24 protein-coding genes are annotated in these 18,892 nt (G+C 65.3%); 21 read left to right on the top strand and 3 right to left on the bottom strand.

Going from position 1 to position 18,892, the window contains the following annotated elements; translation table 11 throughout:
* The first annotated feature begins 54 nt into the window (after positions 1-54).
* From CHB96_RS22885 to CHB96_RS22865, 5 genes are all read left to right on the top strand, one after another.
* Entirely contained in the window at positions 55-291 is a 237-nt protein-coding gene (locus CHB96_RS22885; protein WP_089250736.1) for a helix-turn-helix domain-containing protein, read from the top strand.
* A gap of 251 nt (positions 292-542) precedes the next feature.
* Positions 543-644, top strand: coding sequence for a 30S ribosomal protein bS22 (locus tag CHB96_RS22880; protein ID WP_003402602.1), 102 nt, complete (start codon positions 543-545; stop codon positions 642-644).
* 208 nt (positions 645-852) lie between these two features.
* Positions 853-1,962, top strand: coding sequence for an NAD-dependent epimerase/dehydratase family protein (locus CHB96_RS22875; protein ID WP_176444448.1), 1,110 nt, complete (start codon positions 853-855; stop codon positions 1,960-1,962).
* Positions 1,959-3,023: a lysophospholipid acyltransferase family protein gene (locus tag CHB96_RS22870; RefSeq protein WP_089250602.1), complete on the top strand. Its 1,065-nt coding sequence runs from the start codon at positions 1,959-1,961 to the stop codon at positions 3,021-3,023. The genes CHB96_RS22875 and CHB96_RS22870 overlap by 4 nt, the downstream gene beginning before the upstream one ends.
* Before the next feature lie 33 nt (positions 3,024-3,056).
* Positions 3,057-3,545 (top strand): GNAT family N-acetyltransferase, encoded by a 489-nt coding sequence (locus tag CHB96_RS22865; protein ID WP_089250600.1) that lies wholly within the window; start codon positions 3,057-3,059, stop codon positions 3,543-3,545.
* A gap of 30 nt (positions 3,546-3,575) precedes the next feature.
* Here CHB96_RS22865 and CHB96_RS22860 read toward each other — a convergent pair whose 3' ends face one another.
* Complete coding sequence (locus CHB96_RS22860) at positions 3,576-4,505, bottom strand: HAD family hydrolase (RefSeq protein WP_176444457.1); 930 nt, start codon at positions 4,503-4,505, stop codon at positions 3,576-3,578.
* 310 nt (positions 4,506-4,815) lie between these two features.
* Here CHB96_RS22860 and CHB96_RS22855 point away from each other — a divergent pair, with 310 nt between their 5' ends.
* From CHB96_RS22855 to CHB96_RS22795, 15 genes are all read left to right on the top strand, one after another.
* Positions 4,816-5,097 (top strand): glutaredoxin family protein, encoded by a 282-nt coding sequence (locus CHB96_RS22855; RefSeq protein ID WP_089250596.1) that lies wholly within the window; start codon positions 4,816-4,818, stop codon positions 5,095-5,097.
* A gap of 224 nt (positions 5,098-5,321) precedes the next feature.
* Positions 5,322-6,161, top strand: coding sequence for a redox-sensing transcriptional repressor Rex (locus CHB96_RS22850; protein ID WP_089250594.1), 840 nt, complete (start codon positions 5,322-5,324; stop codon positions 6,159-6,161).
* Entirely contained in the window at positions 6,158-7,540 is a 1,383-nt protein-coding gene (locus CHB96_RS22845) for a glutamyl-tRNA reductase (protein WP_089250592.1), read from the top strand. The genes CHB96_RS22850 and CHB96_RS22845 overlap by 4 nt, the downstream gene beginning before the upstream one ends.
* The gene (hemC, locus tag CHB96_RS22840) at positions 7,537-8,511 is read left to right on the top strand and encodes a hydroxymethylbilane synthase (protein ID WP_089250590.1); all 975 of its coding nucleotides are present in this window, start codon (positions 7,537-7,539) and stop codon (positions 8,509-8,511) included. The genes CHB96_RS22845 and hemC overlap by 4 nt, the downstream gene beginning before the upstream one ends.
* Before the next feature lie 159 nt (positions 8,512-8,670).
* Positions 8,671-10,227: a bifunctional uroporphyrinogen-III C-methyltransferase/uroporphyrinogen-III synthase gene (locus CHB96_RS22835; RefSeq protein ID WP_089250588.1), complete on the top strand. Its 1,557-nt coding sequence runs from the start codon at positions 8,671-8,673 to the stop codon at positions 10,225-10,227.
* 72 nt (positions 10,228-10,299) lie between these two features.
* On the top strand, positions 10,300-11,274 hold the full coding sequence (gene hemB / locus CHB96_RS22830) for a porphobilinogen synthase (RefSeq protein WP_176444456.1): 975 nt from the start codon (positions 10,300-10,302) through the stop codon (positions 11,272-11,274).
* Positions 11,271-11,864 (top strand): hypothetical protein, encoded by a 594-nt coding sequence (locus tag CHB96_RS22825; protein WP_089250584.1) that lies wholly within the window; start codon positions 11,271-11,273, stop codon positions 11,862-11,864. The genes hemB and CHB96_RS22825 overlap by 4 nt, the downstream gene beginning before the upstream one ends.
* A gap of 83 nt (positions 11,865-11,947) precedes the next feature.
* On the top strand, positions 11,948-12,073 hold the full coding sequence (locus CHB96_RS30320; RefSeq protein ID WP_281254449.1) for a hypothetical protein: 126 nt from the start codon (positions 11,948-11,950) through the stop codon (positions 12,071-12,073).
* An 86-nt stretch (positions 12,074-12,159) separates the two neighbouring features.
* Entirely contained in the window at positions 12,160-12,306 is a 147-nt protein-coding gene (locus CHB96_RS29800) for a hypothetical protein (RefSeq protein WP_176444447.1), read from the top strand.
* 17 nt (positions 12,307-12,323) lie between these two features.
* Positions 12,324-12,764: a hypothetical protein gene (locus tag CHB96_RS22820; RefSeq protein WP_089250582.1), complete on the top strand. Its 441-nt coding sequence runs from the start codon at positions 12,324-12,326 to the stop codon at positions 12,762-12,764.
* On the top strand, positions 12,757-13,230 hold the full coding sequence (gene mce1N / locus CHB96_RS22815) for a transport-regulating membrane protein Mce1N (protein ID WP_089250580.1): 474 nt from the start codon (positions 12,757-12,759) through the stop codon (positions 13,228-13,230). Before CHB96_RS22820 ends, mce1N begins: the two co-directional genes overlap by 8 nt.
* Positions 13,227-13,469: a hypothetical protein gene (locus tag CHB96_RS22810; RefSeq protein WP_089250578.1), complete on the top strand. Its 243-nt coding sequence runs from the start codon at positions 13,227-13,229 to the stop codon at positions 13,467-13,469. The genes mce1N and CHB96_RS22810 overlap by 4 nt, the downstream gene beginning before the upstream one ends.
* A 16-nt stretch (positions 13,470-13,485) precedes the next feature.
* The gene (locus tag CHB96_RS22805; protein WP_089250732.1) at positions 13,486-13,767 is read left to right on the top strand and encodes a metal-sensitive transcriptional regulator; all 282 of its coding nucleotides are present in this window, start codon (positions 13,486-13,488) and stop codon (positions 13,765-13,767) included.
* 37 nt (positions 13,768-13,804) lie between these two features.
* On the top strand, positions 13,805-14,008 hold the full coding sequence (locus CHB96_RS22800) for a heavy-metal-associated domain-containing protein (protein WP_371829044.1): 204 nt from the start codon (positions 13,805-13,807) through the stop codon (positions 14,006-14,008).
* A 39-nt stretch (positions 14,009-14,047) separates the two neighbouring features.
* Positions 14,048-15,220 (top strand): PQQ-dependent sugar dehydrogenase, encoded by a 1,173-nt coding sequence (locus tag CHB96_RS22795; protein WP_089250576.1) that lies wholly within the window; start codon positions 14,048-14,050, stop codon positions 15,218-15,220.
* A 96-nt stretch (positions 15,221-15,316) separates the two neighbouring features.
* On the opposite strand, the gene CHB96_RS22790 is transcribed toward CHB96_RS22795, so the two are convergent.
* Together CHB96_RS22790 and CHB96_RS22785 are read right to left on the bottom strand one after the other, a co-directional pair.
* Complete coding sequence (locus CHB96_RS22790; RefSeq protein ID WP_089250574.1) at positions 15,317-17,281, bottom strand: acyl-CoA dehydrogenase family protein; 1,965 nt, start codon at positions 17,279-17,281, stop codon at positions 15,317-15,319.
* Between the two features lie 45 nt (positions 17,282-17,326).
* A complete protein-coding gene (locus CHB96_RS22785) occupies positions 17,327-17,533 on the bottom strand; it encodes an inositol 2-dehydrogenase (protein WP_089250572.1) in 207 nt (68 codons plus the stop codon).
* 66 nt (positions 17,534-17,599) lie between these two features.
* On the opposite strand from CHB96_RS22785, the gene CHB96_RS22780 reads away from it, so the two are divergent.
* Positions 17,600-18,874, top strand: coding sequence for an adenosylmethionine--8-amino-7-oxononanoate transaminase (locus CHB96_RS22780; RefSeq protein WP_371829046.1), 1,275 nt, complete (start codon positions 17,600-17,602; stop codon positions 18,872-18,874).
* The last annotated feature ends 18 nt before the right edge of the window (positions 18,875-18,892 follow it).

The following is an 18,892-nucleotide window of genomic DNA, read 5'->3' as shown; positions in this document are numbered from 1 at the left end:
GTTCGGCAGGAGGGGAAGCCTGCCGCGCGAGACGTGCCGGAGGTATGTGGATTGATGGCGCCTGCAAACAAGCCGTCCAAGGCTTCGTCCTCGGATGGTCAACCAGCCGTAGCTGGAACGCAATTCCTCACAGTGGCCGAAGTGGCAACACTGATGAGGGTGTCGAAAATGACTGTGTACCGCCTGGTACACAGCGGAGAACTGCCCGCAGTACGCGTGGGTAGGTCGTTTCGTGTGCACGCCAAGGCGGTGCACGACTACCTGGAGACGTCGTACTTCGACGCGGGCTGACGAGCGCTGACGCTGGCGGATGGAAGTCGGGCCGGTTTCGTGGATCGACACGTTCACCGGTAAGCTCGACAACTGTCGTGCCAGTGGCTGCCGTTGCATCGGGCCGCGAACAACGAGGCCCGAGCGCCAGCTTGGGGATCGACGGCTCTGTGTCGGTCGATGGTTGGCCGGAACAGAGTTCGAGGCGCCAGGTAGGCGTACGCAACATCGCGTGCGCGAAACGCTAGAGAAGAACGTGAGGGACACCCGCCATGGGTTCAGTGATCAAGAAGCGTCGCAAGCGCATGTCGAAGAAGAAGCACCGCAAGTTGCTTCGTCGTACGCGAGTGCAGCGTAGGAAACTCGGTAAGTAAAGCTTCGTAGAAGAGCCCGTCATCGTCAGGTGACGGGCTTTTCTGTTGTGTAAAGCCCTCACCGGTCTTGTTGTCCTGACATGCGTTTTTCCTGCACAGAGTGCCTTTTCTCGACCGCTCGCATCTTCTCGGTATTCCAGTAGGCTGCTGAGAGTGCAGCCTGCGGAACGTCCGTAAGACGCAGTCGCGGCAACGAACGGGGGTGTCGGTGAACTCGATCGATCGTGGCGTAGCAGCGCCGAAAGTGGCCCTTGTCACGGGGGCGAGTCGATTCCTCGGTGGTTATCTGGTCACTCGTCTCGCGCAGAATCCGTCGATCGAGCGAGTGATCGCCGTCGACGCCCGCTCGCCCAGCAAAGATCTTCTACGACGCATGGGCCGGGCGGAATTCGTTCGCGCGGACATCCGCAATCCGCTCATCGGCAAGGTCATCCGGAACGCGTCGGTCGACACGGTCGTGCACGCGGCGACCATCACCAAACCGCCCAAGTCCGGTGGCCGCGCGACGATGAAGGACCTCAACGTCATCGGGGCCATGCAGCTGTTCGCTGTGTGCCAGAAATCGCCGACGGTGCAGAAGGTGGTTCTTCGGTCGTCGTCGTCCGTGTACGGATGCAGCGCCAAGGATCCGGTCAAGTTCACCGAAGAGATGAGTGCGCGACGCCCTCCCTCCGGTGCGTTCGCGCGCGACACCATCGACATCGAGGGATACATCCGCGGACTCGGACGACGTCGACCGGATATCGCCGTGTCGATCCTGCGTATGGCACCGCTGATCGGGCCGAGGCTCAACGGCACCATCTCTCGCTACATGACGTCTCCCGTCATTCCGAGCATCATCGGCCGCGACGCACGCATGCAGCTGCTGCACGAGGAGGACGCGCTTGCCGCGCTCGAGCGTGCAACCGTCAGTGGCCCGGCAGGCACGTTCAACGTCGGAGCCGACGGCACGATCATGCTGTCGCAAGCCATTCGTCGTGCGGGGCGCATCGAAGTGCCGGTACCGTTCGCGATGTTCAAGAGCGTCGGACGGGCATTGATGGGCGGCATGATGCGCGAATTCACCACCGAGCAACTCGACTACTTCCACTTCGGGTGCGGCCTCGACACCACTCGTATGCGATCCGACCTCGGATTCGAGCCTCGGTGGACTACCGTGCAGGCATTCGACGACTTCGTGCGAGGCGCTGCGCTGCGGCCCGTGCTCGGGGTCGACTGGGTCGACTCGGTGGAGAAGCGTCTGCTGTCGGCCGTCGATGCAGGGGCTGCAGTGTCGCGTAGAGCTCTGGCCGCAACGGACTCGGGACGGGAGGGGTGACCGACGTGGCCAAGGTGATTCCACTGCACGGCGGTGGGTCGGGAAGATCCGTGCGTTCCTCCGCTCATGCCGATCCCAGTCGGCATCTGGACCAGGGGCGCAGTAGACACCCGTCGTCGTACACCGAGCCGCTGCCTCCGACGCCGCTGATCACCCCGACGACGGCTGCGCCCGTCGAACACCACACCGCCGACCCGTCGCCGATCGATGCCGTCAAGGACAAGTTGGTCGACCAGATCGCCCGGACAGCCGAGTTCGCCCGTCGGCGACTGGCCGGTGACTACACGGTCGACGAGTTCGGCTACGACCCGCACTTCGCGGACGCCGTGTGGCTCCCGATGCTCCGGCCGCTGTTCGACAAGTGGTTCCGGGTCGAGGTCAAAGGCATCGAGAACATCCCCGACGACGGGGGAGCGCTCGTCGTCGCCAATCACGCGGGCGTCATCCCGATCGACGCCCTCATGACGTCGGTTGCCGTCCGTGATCACCATCCGAAGAAACGCCCGTTGCGAATGTTGGCCGCGGACATGGCATTCGAGATGCCTGGCGTCGGAACCATCGCTCGTAAGGCCGGCCATACGCTCGCGTGCAATCCCGACGCCGAACGTCTGCTGCGTATGGGTGAGGTCGCCGCCGTGTTCCCGGAGGGGTTCAAGGGGATCGGCAAACCGTTCAGCGAGCGCTACAAGTTGCAGCGTTTCGGCCGCGGCGGATTCGTCTCGGCGGCGCTGCGTACAGGTGCTCCGATCGTGCCGTGCTCGATCGTCGGATCCGAGGAGATCTATCCCAAGATCGGTGACATCACCCCGCTCGCGCGGCTGATGGGCATGCCGTACTTTCCGGTGACGCCGTTCTTCCCGCACCTCGGGCCACTCGGGCTGATTCCGCTACCGTCGAAGTGGTACATCGAATTCGGCAAGCCGATCTACACGGATTCCTACGACGCGCAGGCCTCCGAGGACCCGATGGTGTTGTTCGAGCTCACCGACCACGTCCGCGAGACCATCCAGCACACGCTGTACCGGTTGCTCGCCAAGCGCCGAAACGTTTTCTTGGGATGAGCACGAGCCTGGGCTGGCAGTAGTGTTGTCCCGGTGCTGATTCGCGACACCGTCACCGAAGACCTACCGTCGATCCTCGAGATTCACAACGACGCCATCAGAAACACCACGGCCATCTGGGACGAAACCGAGGTCGGGCTCGACGAGCGAATGGAGTGGCTCGACGGGCGACTCCGCGCCGGATACCCCGTCCTCACGGCGGTCGTCGACGGCAATGTCGCCGGATACGCGTCGTACTCGCAGTGGCGGCCGAAGAGCGGCTATCGGCTCACGATGGAGCATTCGGTCTACGTGCACAACGGTTTTCATCGCCGTGGCATTGCGAGCGCGTTGCTGACGGAGCTCATCGAGCGTGCCCGGGGCGCCGAGGTTCACGCGCTCGTCGGGGTCATCGAATCGCTGAACACCACGTCCATCGCGCTGCACGAGAAGTTCGGCTTCGTGACGGTCGGGGAGATGCCGGAGGTCGGTATCAAGTTCGACCGGTGGCTGGATCTGACGCTGATGCAGTTGACACTCTGACGGCTCCCCAGGGCCTGTGTGGGGGAGGGACTAGGCCGCTTTCCGACGACCGAGGACCGCCGCGAGCCCACCGCCGACTGCGCCGAGTGCGAGTGCCGTCGGGACCCCGATCTTCGCCGCTTTACGTCCGGTGCGGAAATCCCGGATCTCCCAGCCGCGGTTCTTGGCCAGCTCACGGAGGTCCGCGTCGGGATTGACCGCGACGGCGGTGCCGACGAGCGACAGCATGGGGACGTCGTTGTGGCTGTCCGAGTACGCCGTACAGCGCTTGAGGTTCAGACCTTCGCGGACCGCGAGCGTGCGGACGGCGTGCGCTTTGCCCTGCCCATGCAGGATGTCGCCGACGAGCCGGCCGGTGAAGATTCCGTCCTTGCTCTCCGCGACGGTGCCCAGTGCACCCGTCAGGCCCAGTCGCTCGGCGATGATCTGCGCCAGTTCGAGCGGCGTGGCGGTGACCAGCCAGACCTGCTGGCCCGCGTCGAGGTGCATCTGCGCGAGAGCTGCGGTGCCGGGCCAGATCTTGTCTGCGATGAGCTCGTCGTAGATTTCCTCGCCGAGCCGGGCGAGTTCGGCAGTGGGCCGACCGGTGATGAACGACAGCGCCTTCTCGCGACCGCTGGCGACGTCGTCGCTGTTCTCCTTGCCGCTGACTCTGAATTTGATTTGCTGCCAAGCGAATTGGGCCAAGTCGCCACTCGTGAAGTATTTGCGTGCCGCGAGTCCGCGAGCGAAGTGAATGATGGACGCGCCTTGGACCATCGTGTTGTCGACGTCGAAGAACGCGGCAGCGGTCAGGTCGAGCGGAACCGAACTGCTGCCCTCGATCTGCAGAGCGATGGCGGCGTCGGCGCTCGCCTCACCCGCGACACTGGCGCGCACCTGCGCGTCCGTCGGGCCGAGAGGGTTGCGGAACCGGCGCTTGCGACGCTTGTCGGTCTCGGGATCGGTCGTCTCGAGCATGTCGGCATCGGACACCTCGGAAACAGGCAGATCGACCGCGGCTGCGGTCTCCGGTGATGCTGCTGTCTCCTGCGGTGTCGCTTTGTCCGCTGATGTAGCTGCCTCGGACGTCTCTGCATCGGGCTTGTCGATGTCAGGCGTCTCGGAACCCCCGTCGATCATCTTCGGCGTACCTCCCTGCTCGAACGCTACCCACAACCCTAGACCGTGGCACCGTCACCGACCGCGCGTCCCGCCGAGTCGACGGCCCGGCCGCTCGGGAGGCGGGTGTGACGTTCGTCTCCGTGCATGTCGGTGGGACAGTGGAGGCATGGATTCCGCCTCGACCTCCGTGGTTCTTCTCACCCGTGCAGGCTGCTACTCCTGCGCTGCCGCACTGAAGGTTCTGACGTCGGTGTGCGCCGAGCACGGGGTGGTCCCGACCAGCATCGACGTCGACGAAGCCGCAGCTACCAGCCCTGACCTGCGCGCCGAATACGGCGACCGTGTTCCGGTGGTCCTTCTCGACGGTCGTGAGCACAGTTATTGGGAGGTCGACGAGCCTCGACTGCGCGCCGATCTGGCAGCAAAAGGGCACCCTAAGAACGTGTGATTGCTCTCGCTTTGCAGGTGAGGGCACCTCTAGCACGGATCCAGCGACTTTGTTCATTCGTTCACAAGCAGTTACCGTGGTGCGGACACGGAAGCAGAATTCTGTGAGTTCAGCAGCGCGCAGCACCCGAAGCGCCGCCCTGATCGAACACATGTAGTTGATCGAACACCGCAGGATCAGCGTGAGGACCGGCATCGCTGCCGTTCGGACGAGGAGCCAGGAACGTGACCCGAGAGCGCCCGGTTGTACCGGCCCCGGTCGAGCGATCCGTTGGTGCCGAACGCGTTATCCCCCAGGCTACGGTGACCCGATTGGCGACCTACTTGCGGGTCCTCGGAATCCTTGCCGACGACGGCGTTCTCATCGTTTCCAGTGAAGAACTCGCGACGGCGGCCGGAGTCGGTTCGGCGAAGCTACGTAAAGATCTGTCGTTCCTCGGACCCAACGGTGTTCGCGGAGTTGGATACGACGTCATGCGCCTGCGCGCCCGGATCGAGAGCGCACTAGGCCTCGACCGCGGCCACAAGGTCGTTCTCGTCGGCGTCGGCAATCTGGGTCAGGCCCTCGCTCGGTACGGCGGGTTCGGTCGTCGCGGCTTCTCCATGGTCGGGCTGTTCGACATCGATCCTGCGCGCGTCGGCCTCGTCGTGGACGATCTGCAGGTCAGGCACGTCGACACCCTCGAGGTCGGATGCCGTGAACTCGAAGCCACCATCGGCGTCATCGCGACGCCCGACGACGCGGCCCAGGCCGTCGCGTCGGCATTCGTCGCCGGCGGAGTGGAATGCATCCTCAGCTTCTCCCCGGTCGAACTCGACGTCCCGGACCGCGTGGAAGTGCGACGCGTCGACCTGGCCGTCGAGATGCAGGTCCTGTCGTTCAACAGTTCTCGCAACGAGGCCGCTCACGGCGGCGCGAACCTGTCGACGACGCCTCGACTCGGGCGCAGTCGGGGACCCAGAGTGTCGCCGGGCGGTTTGCCCGGAGCCGGAGTTGCGGCCGGCGCCATCAGTAGTTCGACAAGCAGCAATTCCAGAAGAAATGGATCGGTGATTGCACCGTGAGTGTCCTTCTCGTCGGGATTTCGCACCGTAGCGCTCCCGTCGCAGTCCTCGAACGTGTCGCGATCACCGACACGGATCGTCCCAAGCTGACCGACAAGCTCATGGCCAGCGGGAACATCTCCGAGGTCATGGTGGTCTCCACCTGCAACCGCGTCGAGGTCTACGCGGTCGTCGACGCGTTCCACGGGGCGCTCGCCTCGGTAGGCGAGATTCTCGCCGAGCATTCGGGCCTTCAGGTGCCGGAGCTGACCAAGCACGCCTACGTCCGGTACAGCGAAGCAGCCGTCGAGCATCTGTTCGCGGTGGCCAGTGGCCTGGATTCGATGGTCATCGGTGAGCAGCAGATTCTCGGCCAGATCCGGGCCGCGTACGCCGCGTCGGACGGCCAGCAGGCGTCGGGACGTGTGTTGCACGAACTGGCCCAGCAGGCACTGCGCGTCGGGAAGCGGGTGCATTCGGAGACGGGCATCGATTCTGCCGGTGCGTCGGTCGTCTCGGTTGCGCTCGACCGCGCTGCCGCCCTGTTCGACGGCACTCTCGCCGGTCGCACGGCCGTCGTGCTCGGTGCGGGTGCGATGGGCGGGTTGTCCGTCGCGCATCTCGGCCGCGCGGGTATCGGCCGTCTGATCGTCGTCAACCGGACGCGCGAGCGAGCGGATCGGCTCGCCGAGACCGCTGTGTCCGCAGGCGTGTCGGCCATCGCAATGGACCTCGACCAGATGCCGGTAGCGCTGGCCGACGCCGATGTCCTCGTCACCTGTACGGGCGCGGTCGGGGCTGTCGTCTCGCTCGCGGATGCGCATCTCGCGCTCGCGCAGCGTGAGCCCGGCCGCACACTTGCCATCTGCGACCTCGGATTGCCGCGCGACGTCGACCACGCCGTTGCCGGACTGCCGGGCGTCGACATCTTCGACATGGAGTCGCTGCAACGCGACCCGGCTGCGGGTGCCGCATCGACCGATGCGTCGGCCGCTCGCGAGATCGTGTCCGCCGAGCTGTCCGGCTATCTCGCCGGTCAGCGTCTGGCCGAGGTCACCCCGACCGTCACCGCCCTGCGCCAGCGCGCGGCCGAGGTCGTCGAAGGCGAACTTCTGCGTCTCGAATCCCGCCTGCCGGGCCTCGATTCACCGCAACGCGACGAGGTGGCACGGACGGTGCGACGCGTCGTCGACAAGCTTCTTCATTCGCCGACCGTGCGGGTCAAGCAACTCGCGACGACACCGGGCGGCGATTCGTATGCAGCAGCGCTGCGTGAGCTGTTCGAGCTCAGCCCAGGAACGGTCGAGGCTGTCGCCAGCCCGATCGAGATCAACGGAATGGAACTCGTGGACGACTTCACCGCCAGCCGTACCGATGCCCGGAAGGGACAGTCGGAGTGAGCGGATCGGACAAGCGTGTAGTACGGATCGGAACGCGGGGAAGCCTTCTCGCGACGACCCAGGCCGAGACGGTGCGTCAGGGATTGATCGCCGCAGGCCTCGACGCGGAACTCGTGATCGTGAAGACCGCGGGCGATCTGTCTGCGGCACCGGTACAGGAGATCGGCGTCGGCGTCTTCACCGCCGCGCTGCGTGAAGCGCTCACCGACGGCAAGGTCGACGTCGCCGTGCACTCGTACAAGGATCTCCCGACGGCCCCCGACGAGCGCTTCGTCATCGCCGCGATTCCTCCGCGTGAGGATCCGCGCGACGCCCTCGTCGCTCGTGACGGTCTAGTGCTGGGAGAACTGCCGACAGGCGCGACCGTCGGAACGTCGGCACCGCGTCGAGCAGCGCAGTTGCGTGCGCTCGGCCAGGGTCTCGACATCCGTCCGCTGCGCGGCAATCTCGATACCCGCATCGGCAAGGTCGCGTCGGGTGAGCTCGACGCGGTCGTCGTCGCTCGCGCAGGACTTGCACGTATCGGCAGGCTCGACGTCGTCACCGAGGCTCTGGATCCGGTTCAGTTGTTGCCCGCGCCTGCACAGGGTGCGCTCGCGGTGGAATGCCGCATCGGAGAAACCGAGCTCATCGAGAAGATCGGCACGCTCGACGACCCGAACACTCGCGCGGCCGTGCAGGCCGAACGTGGATTGCTTGCCGAACTCGAAGCAGGCTGCACCGCGCCTGTCGGCGCGATCGCCGAGGTCGTCGAATCGATCGACGAGGACGGTCGGGTGTTCGACGAGCTGTCGGTCCGCGGCTGCGTCGCCGCGATCGACGGCAGCGACACCATCCGTGCATCGATCGTCGGATCCACTCACGGTGCCGAGGAACTGGGCCGCGACCTCGCTCGCGAGCTTCTCGACCTCGGTGCCCGCGATCTCGTCGCCGTCACCGAACCTGCAGCCGGGGGAGCACCTCATGTCTAGGTCGATCACCGCACCCACTCGCGGACGAGCCAAACGCAGGGCCCCTCGGCCCCCTGTACGCGGCGGTTCCATCGCGACTGCGCGTCTGATACCGAAACGGGGCCCGGCAACCCCGATCGAACTGCACTACCCGCACAAGACAGCACTGGAGAACAACCGATGAGCCGCAAGAACGCCAACGGACGGATCCTGTTCGTGGGGTCGGGGCCGGGCGACCCGGCTCTGCTCACCGTCCGCGCACGCGAAGTACTCGGCGCCGCTGAACTCGCTTTCACCGACCCCGACGTCGACCAGGGCGTTATCGCGCTCGTCGGCAACGACCTGCCGCGCGACCCCGAAACCGGTGAGAACGGCGTCGACGTCCGTCCCGCACTCGGTGAGCCTGCCGAGGTTGCCAAGACACTGCTGGCCGAGGCCAAGAACGGCCACGACGTCATCCGTCTCGTGTCCGGTGACCCACTGACCGCGGATTCCGTCATAGCCGAGGTCACAGCCGTCGCTCGTACCCACGTCCAGTTCGAGGTGCTTCCCGGCCTTCCGTCCGGGTCGGCGGTTCCGAGTTACGCCGGTATGGCGCTCGGCTCCGGACACACCGAGGCCGACGTGCGCGGTGAGGTCGACTGGGCTGCACTCGCTGCCGCTCCCGGTCCGCTCGTGCTGCACGCGACGTCGGGGCACCTGGCCGAAACGGCGAGCGCGCTCGTCGAACATGGGCTCGCACCGCAGACACCTGCCGCGATCACCGTCCGCGGTACGACGCGTCAGCAGCGCACCGTCGAGGCGACCCTCGCGACGTTGAACGACGCGGGCAGTGAGCTCGTCGGCTCGCTCGTCGTGACCGTCGGCAAGGTCGTCTCGGGCCGAAACAAGATGTCCTGGTGGGAATCTCGCGCGCTGTACGGCTGGACCGTGCTCGTGCCGCGCACCAAGGATCAGGCTGGGGAGATGAGCGATCGGCTCGTCACGCACGGCGCCATCCCGATCGAGGTCCCGACCATCGCCGTCGAGCCGCCGCGTAGTCCGGCTCAGATGGAACGCTCGGTCAAGGGCTTGGTCGACGGCCGGTACCAGTGGGTCGTCTTCACCTCGACCAACGCGGTCCGCGCGGTGTGGGAGAAGTTCGAGGAGTTCGGTCTGGACGCTCGCGCGTTCTCCGGCGTCAAGATCGCGTGCGTCGGTGAAGCGACCGCGGCCAAGGTGCGGTCGTTCGGAATCAACCCCGAACTGCTGCCGTCGGGCGATCAGTCGTCGCTCGGACTGCTCGAGGACTTCCCGCCGTACGACGAGGTCTTCGACCCGGTCAACCGAGTTCTGTTGCCGCGCGCAGACATTGCGACCGAGACCCTCGCCGAAGGCCTGCGTGAGCGTGGCTGGGAGATCGACGACGTCACCGCCTACCGCACCGTTCGGGCCGCGCCGCCGCCCGCCGAGACCCGCGAGATGATCAAGACGGGTGGATTCGACGCAGTGTGCTTCACGTCGAGCTCGACCGTCCGTAATCTCGTCGGAATCGCCGGAAAGCCACATGCTCGTACGCTCGTCGCGTGCATCGGGCCGAAGACTGCCGAGACTGCAGTCGAATTCGGGTTGCGCGTCGACGTGCAGCCCGAGACCGCGCAGGTGGGTCCGCTCATCGAGGCGCTGGCCGAGCACGCTGCTCGCCTGCGCGCCGAGGGCGCTCTGCCTCCTCCGCGGAAGAAGAGTCGCAGGCGCTGATGCCATGTGCACGAAAATACATAGTCCGCTATGTATTTTCGTGCACGTGCCGAACGAAGTGAGGCCATCCTTTTGTTCCCCGTAGATCGCCCCCGTCGCTTGCGTCGCACCCCGGCGCTGCGGCGTCTGGTTGCCGAAACCTCGTTGCAGCCACGGCATCTGGTGCTCCCGATGTTCGTCGCCGACGGGCTCGACGCTCCGCGTGAGATCTCGTCGATGCCCGGCGTGTACCAGCACACACTCGATTCGTTGAGCAAGGCGGCCGAGGAGGCCGTCGCCGCCGGTGTCGGTGGGGTCATGCTGTTCGGTGTGCCGCGCGCAGAGGACAAGGACGCGATCGGTTCCGGCGCAACGGATCCGCAGGGAATTCTGAATCGCGGACTGCGTCGACTGAAGTCCGACCTCGGTGACTCCACTGTCGTCATGGCCGATACGTGCCTCGACGAGTTCACCGATCACGGTCACTGTGGTGTGCTGACTGCCGACGGTGCCGTCGACAACGACACGACGCTGGCGCGGTACGTGGACATGGCTGTCGCACAAGCTGATTCGGGTGCACACCTACTCGGACCGAGCGGAATGATGGACGGTCAGGTTGCCGCGATTCGTGCCGGGCTCGACGCGGCGGGGCATCACGACGTCGGGCAGCTCGCTTATTCGGCGAAGTACGCGTCGGCGTTCTACGGGCCGTTCCGTGAGGCCGTCGGATCCTCGTTGCAGGGCGATCGCCGCACGTACCAACAGGATTCGGCGAACCGACGCGAAGCCGCATACGAGGTCGAGCTCGATCTCGCAGAGGGCGCGGACATGGTGATGGTCAAACCGGCCATGTCCTACCTCGACATTCTTCGCGACGTCGCGAACATTTCGCCGGTTCCTGTTGCGGCATATCAGATCTCGGGTGAGTACTCGATGATCACGGCAGCCGCGCAGAACGGATGGATCGATCGTGACGCCGCAATCCTGGAATCGTTGACGAGCATCCGCCGCGCGGGTGCGGACGTCGTACTGACCTACTGGGCGACCGAAGCGGCAGGTTGGCTGTGAGCAACCCCTGGCATCCCGAGAACGGACAGCAACCTCCCGAGCCCGACTGGGCGCGGTGGGAAGCGGAGCACGGCCCGCCTCCATTGGAGTCGGTGAAGCGGCCCGCCCCGGTCGACGTCGAGACGGCACGTCATCTCTGGTGGGGTGTCGCGCTGCTCGGCATGATCAATCTGTTGGCGACGCTGATCGTCGTCTACGGCGACCGGTCGGTGTTCGCTCAGCAACTGGTCGACGACGTGATGGCTCAGGACGCGTCCATCCCGTTGACGGTGGACTCCGCTGAGAGCTACCTGATCGCGGCTCTCGTCGTGATGGTCGCGATCGGCGTCGGATTCGGCGCGCTGTTCCTGTTCTGGGTGAACAAGATGCGCATGGGCAAGATGTGGGCTCGCATGCTGCTGACGATGATCGGCACCGTGACGGTCGTGCTGACCGTTCCGCAACTGTTCGGATTCGGTGCGAACGACGGCGCCATGGCCATCGTCCTCGGTGTCGCCGGAATTCTGCAGGGTGTGTTGGCTGCGGGTGCGATCTACCTGATGCACCGCAAGGACTCGAACGAGTACTTCTTCGCGTCCCGAAAGTCCTGATCTCGCGCGTGTCACACCAGTCACTTCAGTAACATGTGACTAGCATCACCCGAAGTAGACCTTCGAGTGATCGGATTCGCGCGATGACACAACCAGAGATTCGACAGAACGATCAAGAGCGCGGTAGGCCCGTGTGGGCGTTGCTGGGGTTGCTCGCGGCAGTGTCGGTAGCAGTGTTCATCATGGCGCTGGGATTCACGGCGGGGTGATGGGCGCTCGCTGACCAGTGCGCTTTCCCTCCCCGCGCGTGCGGTGTACGGTGATTGCCGTCACACGCTGTGCGTAGGGGGAGTCAATGCAGTTCGACGCAGAACCGCGGCACGTCACCAAGTTGAAGTGTCCTCACAGCACCAGTCGTGAGCTGCTGCTCATCGGGCTGGTGGTGGCGCTCGGCATTCTCGTCGCGCTCGCCATCGTGGTGCCGGCAATCGTCACCGGCTGAACAGGCAGTATGTACGTGTGAGTACCAGTGTCCCCGCGGGTGCGCGGCCCGGAGTCGTCAATGCTGCGTACGTGTTGTGGTTGATCGCCGCTGTCCTTCTCGTTCTCGTGGCGCTGCTGACCCTCACGGTTCCGGTCGATCAACTGCGCCCTGCACTCGAGCAGCAAGGTACGTCGTCTGCGGCCATCGATTCCTATCTCTCGCTCATTCGGGTCGTCGGCGTCGTGTGCGCTGTTCTGGGACTCGTCGTCGGATTCCTCGCAGGTCCGGTGCGTGCAGGTCACGGAATGCTGCGACGGGCGCTCGTCGGGATCTCGATCTTCGCGGCGCTGGTGTTGGTGTTGGGAGTGCTGGCGCTGGGTGCCTTCCAGGAACTGTTGGCGATCGCGCTGGTTCTGCTGGTTGCCTGCATGCTCGTCTATCGTCCGTCGGCGCGTAGCTGGTTCCACCGTGAGTGAACCCGGTCCCGTGCTGTTCGTGGAGCAGGGCGCACGGTGGCGAGCGTTGCTGTGGGGCCCGCTGTTCTGCATCGCAGTTCTGATCTTCGAAATTCTGACCGGCCCGGTCGTCCATTGGTTCGCATTGGGACTGTTCTCGCTGGTGCTCATCGGCTTCACCTACGTCCAGGTGTCCGCGGCACGCAGGCATGTCAGCGTCGAACTCACGCCGTCGACGCTGCGGCAGGGCACCGAGGTGCTGGACCTCGTCGACATCGACGCGATCCTTCCTCCCGCCGACTACTCCGACGGCGATTACGAGCCGAAGAAATGGGAGACGGCGCGGGTGCTGGGTGAGTTGAGTGGGGTGCCGCGTCGTCGCCACGCGATCGGGCTCCGCCTGGTCGGGGGTGCGTTCGTGCAAGCCTGGGCGAAGGACGACGACGGCCTGCGTGAGGCGCTGGAGCTGGCGAAGGAGAACGTATGAGAACCGCGATCGGCGAGGTTGTCGGGGCCGTGGTGGCGATCGTCCTCGCGGTGCTGTGCTGGAACCTCGGCATCGACGTTCATCACTACGCTGCGGTACCGGACGGCGCACCGGCGTACACGTCGACAAGATACTCGGGATCGTGGATCGCCGTGGCAACGGTCTGCGTCGTCGTCGCCGGTGTGCTCGTGACGGACGGGATCCGTCGGCTGTCGTGGATGCGTTCCCATACCCGGTAGGGGTATGGTGGCGGGCATGAGCAGTTACTCGACCGAGCAGGACGACCTCCTGAAGAGGCTCCGTCGCATCGAGGGGCAGATCGCCGGAATCTCTCGGATGGTGTCCGAGGATCGGTACTGTATCGACGTCCTCACCCAGGTGTCCGCGGCGACCAAGGCGCTGCAGTCCGTCTCGCTCAAGCTGCTCGACGCGCACCTGGCCGGTTGCGTCGTCGAGGCCGCCAAGAAGGGCGGTCCGGACGCGGACGCGAAGGTGAAAGAGGCGTCGGACGCCATCGCTCGGCTCGTCCGATCCTGACCCAATTCGAAAAGCAATCGGAGAGAAGGTTTCTCGCGTGGAAAGCAATTACGTGGTCGAGGGCATGACCTGCCAGCATTGTGCCGCTTCGGTTTCCGAGGAGATATCGGAACTGACGGGGGTTACCGACGTGAAGGTCGACGTCGCGTCGGGCAAGGTTGTTGTGTTCAGCGACAACACGATCGAGGATTCGGCCGTTGCCGCGGCCGTCACGGAAGCGGGTTATCGACTCGCATCGTGAGCCGTGTTTACGGTCGGCTGCAGGTGGTACATGCCATGAATGAACAAGCTGCTGGCAGGTACCGGAGTTCTCGCTGCGAGTGTCTGCCTGACGCTTGCCTGTACGTCGGGGGCGGGTGCCCAACCCGAGACCGATCTGCCTGATCTGCAGGTGACCACCGAGATCGACGGTTTGAACAAGCCGTGGGATGTGGTCGTCGCACCCGACGGCACCATCCTGACCGGCGAGCGCAGCGGGCGATTCGTCGTCAAGCGCACCGACGGCAGCGTGGCGGACCTGGCTGCCGACCTGAGCGACCTGTACGCCCAAGGCGAAACCGGTCTGATGGGAATCGAACTGGCACAAGACTTCTCGGAGTCGCGCGCGCTCTACACGTGCCAAGGAGTGACGGGCGGAGGCGGCCTGGGCACCGGCAGTGCCATCCCCGGTAGCGCAGGCGGCGACGGCAACCACATCGCGGTCTTCCGCTGGACCGTCGATCCCGAGTGGACCACGTTGACGCGGACGCAGACCGTCGTCGACGACATTCCCGTCGCCGCATCCGGGCGTCACGGCGGGTGCCGGATCCTGAGCGCACCCGACGGAAGCCTCTTCGTCGGGACCGGCGACACTGCATCGCCGACGGTTCCGCAGGACCGAAACTCGCTCGGCGGCAAGGTGCTTCACGTGAACGCCGATGGAACCGCCGCGGCCGACGCACCGGGACGCGTCTACACGCTGGGGCACCGCAACGTGCAGGGGCTGGCCTTCCAACCTGGTACCGACCGCCTCTACGAGGTGGAACAGGGAACGACGCGCGACGACGAGCTGAACCTGCTCGTCCCCGGCGGAAACTACGGCTACAAGCCGGACCGCAACCCACTGACCTACGACGAGTCGGTCCCGATGACCGACCCCGAGCGCGTGCCCGGAGCGATCGAGGCGGTCTGGAGTTCGGGTGAACCGACCATCGCGACGCCGGATCTGACGTTCGTCGACGGTGCTGCGTGGGGCGACTGGTCAGGGGCTGCGGTCATCTCGAGCCAGCAGGGGCAGAAGCTCGTGATCCTGAAACTCACCGAGGACGGCACCGGGGTCGCACGGGAGACCGTCGCGCTGGAAGGTGAATACGGCCGGCTGCGGTCGATGGAGCCGCTGGCCGACGGATCGTTCCTGCTGACCACGGACAACGGCAGCGGTGACCGGGTTCTGCGGGTGACGCCGAGCTCCTGACGAGCCGGGATTTCGGAGGGCCCGGCGGAGCGAAGGTGACATTCGGTCACTCAGAGTGACCGAATGCCGCCCTCGCTCCGAAAGGGCCCCACGAGCTCAGGCCTTGCTCGGGTGCGCGGCTTCCTCCTCGTCGCTACCGGCCTGCGGGTGTCCGAGCATCGCGGCGCCCAACAGCTGCTCGGGGACTCCGAGGCCGTCGACGAGTTCGACTGCGTGCGGACGCAGGGTCCGGCAGCGCTCGTTGATGCCGCGGGTGACGGCCTTCGACCGCTCGGTGGACAGGTACCGGTGCTCGATGAACCACGCCTTGTCCGCCTCGATGACCGACAGCGCGTACAGATCGCATACCTGCCCGAGCAGTTCCTTCGCCTTCTCGTCCTCGCACGAGCTGATCCCGGCGACGAAGGCTTCCAGGATGATCCGGTCGATGTGCGCACTCGCGGCATGCAGCACGTGATCCTGCACGGAGTTGAAGGCGTCGAACGCGCTCATTTCCTTGGCCTTGCCCTGCAGTCTGCGGGCGACGGTGGCGAGCAGGTAGTCCTCGCGGTCCTCGAACATCTTGACCTGAGTACCACGGTTGAACAGTGATCCCTCTTCCTCGTTGTCCTGTCGAGTGTCGAGGATGGTCTGGATGATCGTCTGTGCCGCAGTACGTTTCACGACGCGATCGCCTGCATATTCGGCAGCGAACCGCACCCACTCGACGGGGCTCATGCTCTTGACGTCGTCGGCGTACGCGGTCAGCAGTTCCTTCGCGACGAGCTGTGTGAGGACGTGGTTGTCGCCCTCGAACGTCGTGAACACGTCGGTGTCGGCCTTGAGTGAGATCAGCCGGTTCTCGGCGAGATAGCCTGCACCGCCGCACGCCTCACGGGCTTCCTGGATGGCCGTCGTCGCGTGCCACGTGTTGGCCGCTTTCAGTCCTGCTGCGCGAGATTCGAGTTCGCGCTGCTCCTCGGCGTCGGGATTCTCCGAGGACTGCAGCTCGTGCAACTTGGCGACCAGCTCGTTCTGCGCGAACTGCAGTGCGTAGGACTTCGCGATCAACGGGAACAGTCTGCGTTGGTGAACGAGGTAGTCCATGATGAGGACTTCGTCGTCGGACTTCGGTGCCGAGAACTGCCTGCGCTGCAACGCATATCGCGTCGCGATGTCCAGTGCGACGCGCGCTGCTGCTGCCGCGCTGCCACCGACGGTGACGCGGCCGCGGATGAGTGTGCCGAGCATCGTGAAGAATCGGCGGCTGGAATTCTCGATGGGGGACGAGTAGCTGCCGTCCTCGGCGACATCGGCGTACTTGTTGAGCAGGTTGTCGCGGGGAATGCGGACGTGGTCGAACATGATTCGGCCGTTGTCGACACCGGGCAGGCCACCTTTGTACTGGCAGTCCGACGTCGTAACGCCCGGCAGGTCGTCGCCGTTCTCGTCGCGCAGCGGCACGAAGAAGCAGTGCACGCCGTGGCCTTCGGGCTCTTCGCCGGGCCCTGCCGTGATCAGCTGCGCGAACACTGCTGCGACGGTTGCTGTTTCGGCAGCGCCGCCGATGTAGTCCTTGCGTGACGACGGGGTAGGGGAGTGGATCACGAACTCGTCGGTCTCACGATCGAAGGTGGCCGTCGTCTCGAGCGACTGGACGTCGCTGCCGTGGCCCGTCTCCGTCATGGCGAAACAGCCGAGGAGATCGAGGTCGATGATGCGTCGAACATAGGCTTCGTGGTGGCGTTCGGTGCCCAGGTTCTCGATGGCTCCACCGAACAGGCCCCACTGAACTCCGGCCTTGACCATCAAGGACAGGTCGGACATCGCGAGCATCTCGATCATCGTGACCGCGGCACCGACGTCACCGGTGCCGCCGTGTTCCTTCTTGAACCCGTCGTCGGCCGCACCGTGCCGGGCGAGCAACTTCAGCTGCTCGAGCGCCTTGGTCCGCGCGATGACGGTATTGGGTGTGTAGTGCGGTCGGAACTCGTCACGGACGAGTTGAGCGCGTGCCTCGTTCTTCACGTCGCGCCAGCGACCGTCCAATGTGTTACGCAGATGCTCCGAAGTGGTTGCCATACTCGACGGTAACCTTTCGCGCGGTCCGGTAAACCAGGATCGGTGTCAGGACGGCCACAGATACTCGCGGCCGAACGCGCGCACCCTGGCCCAGAGCCCAGGGCGTCGGTACGGACCGTCGTTGAACAGCGACGCGCCGCCGTCCTCGATCGCGCGATCGACGATCGGGCTGAACCCCTCGAACTCGCGGATCAGGTGCTCGCGGAAGCCGTCGGGCCACGCGTGCCGCGCAGGTTCGTGTTGTGCCTCCATGAACGCCGAGTGTAATCCACACGTAACACGGGTGTTACATGTTTCCCGCGCCACTACGTAGGCTGTCTGGCCATCGACACTTCACGGATTTCGCAGATCGACGCCGCGCACGTCTGGCATCCCTACGGCGCGTTCCCCGCGTCGACGACCCCACTCGTCGTGGACAGCGCGCAGGGCGTGCGGTTACGCCTCGCCGACGGCACCGAGCTGATCGACGGGATGAGCTCGTGGTGGGCAGCGGTGCACGGCTACCGAAACCCCATTCTCGACGCGGCGGCCCGGGATCAGTTGGGCCGCATGTCTCACGTCATGTTCGGCGGCCTGACCCACCAACCAGCGGCGCGTCTCGCCGAGCTGTTGGTCGCCATCACTCCGCCCGGTCTGGAGAAGGTGTTCTTCGCTGATTCGGGTTCGGTGTCGGTGGAGGTCGCGGTCAAGATGTGTATCCAGTTCTGGCGCGGACGAGGGAAGCCGGGCAAGAGCCGGCTGCTGACGTGGCGCGGCGGTTACCACGGGGACACGTTCGCGCCGATGAGCATCTGCGATCCCGACGGCGGCATGCATTCGCTGTGGACCGACGTTCTCGCGCAGCAGGTTTTCGCGCCTGCGCCCCCTCGCGAGTTCGAGGCCGAGTACGTCGCGGAGTTCGAAGCAATTCTGGAGCAGCACGCCGACGAGCTCGCTGCGATCGTCGTCGAACCCGTCGTGCAGGGTGCGGGCGGCATGCGGTTCCACGACGCGCGCTACCTGACGGAACTACGACGGATGGCCGACGAGCACGACGTGCTGCTCGTATTCGACGAGATCGCAACGGGTTTCGGCCGCACGGGCGCTCTGTTCGCCGCGAATCATGCGGGTGTCACGCCCGACGTCCTGTGCGTCGGCAAGGCGCTGACGGGTGGCTACATGACGCTCGCGGCGACGCTGTGCACCGACGACGTCGCGCACGTCATCAGTACGAGCGAGGCCGGTGGTCTGATGCACGGGCCGACGTTCATGGGCAATCCGCTCGCGTGCGCGGTCGCGGTTGCCGCCGTCGAATTGCTCCTCCGCCGGGACTGGGCACGTGAGGTCGCAGCGCTGAACGCGGGGCTGACGGCAGGACTCGAACCCGTGAGAGCCCTCCCCGGAGTCGCCGACATGCGGGTCCTCGGCGGCATAGGCGTCGTCGAGATGAAGGAACCCGTCGACATGCAGAAGGCGACGGATGCGGCCGTCGGCGAAGGTGTGTGGCTGCGCCCGTTCGGCAGGCTCGTCTACGCGATGCCGCCGTACATCTGCAGCGCCGAGGACGTCGATGCCATCACCCGTGCGATGACCGCGGTGGCCCGCATAGTTTGAACTTGAACGGTGTTTAAT

Source organism: Rhodococcoides kyotonense, from assembly GCF_900188125.1.
In the GTDB taxonomy this organism is placed as follows: Bacteria; Actinomycetota; Actinomycetes; order Mycobacteriales; family Mycobacteriaceae; genus Rhodococcoides; species Rhodococcoides kyotonense.
This window is presented reverse-complemented; position numbering and strand designations above follow the sequence as displayed.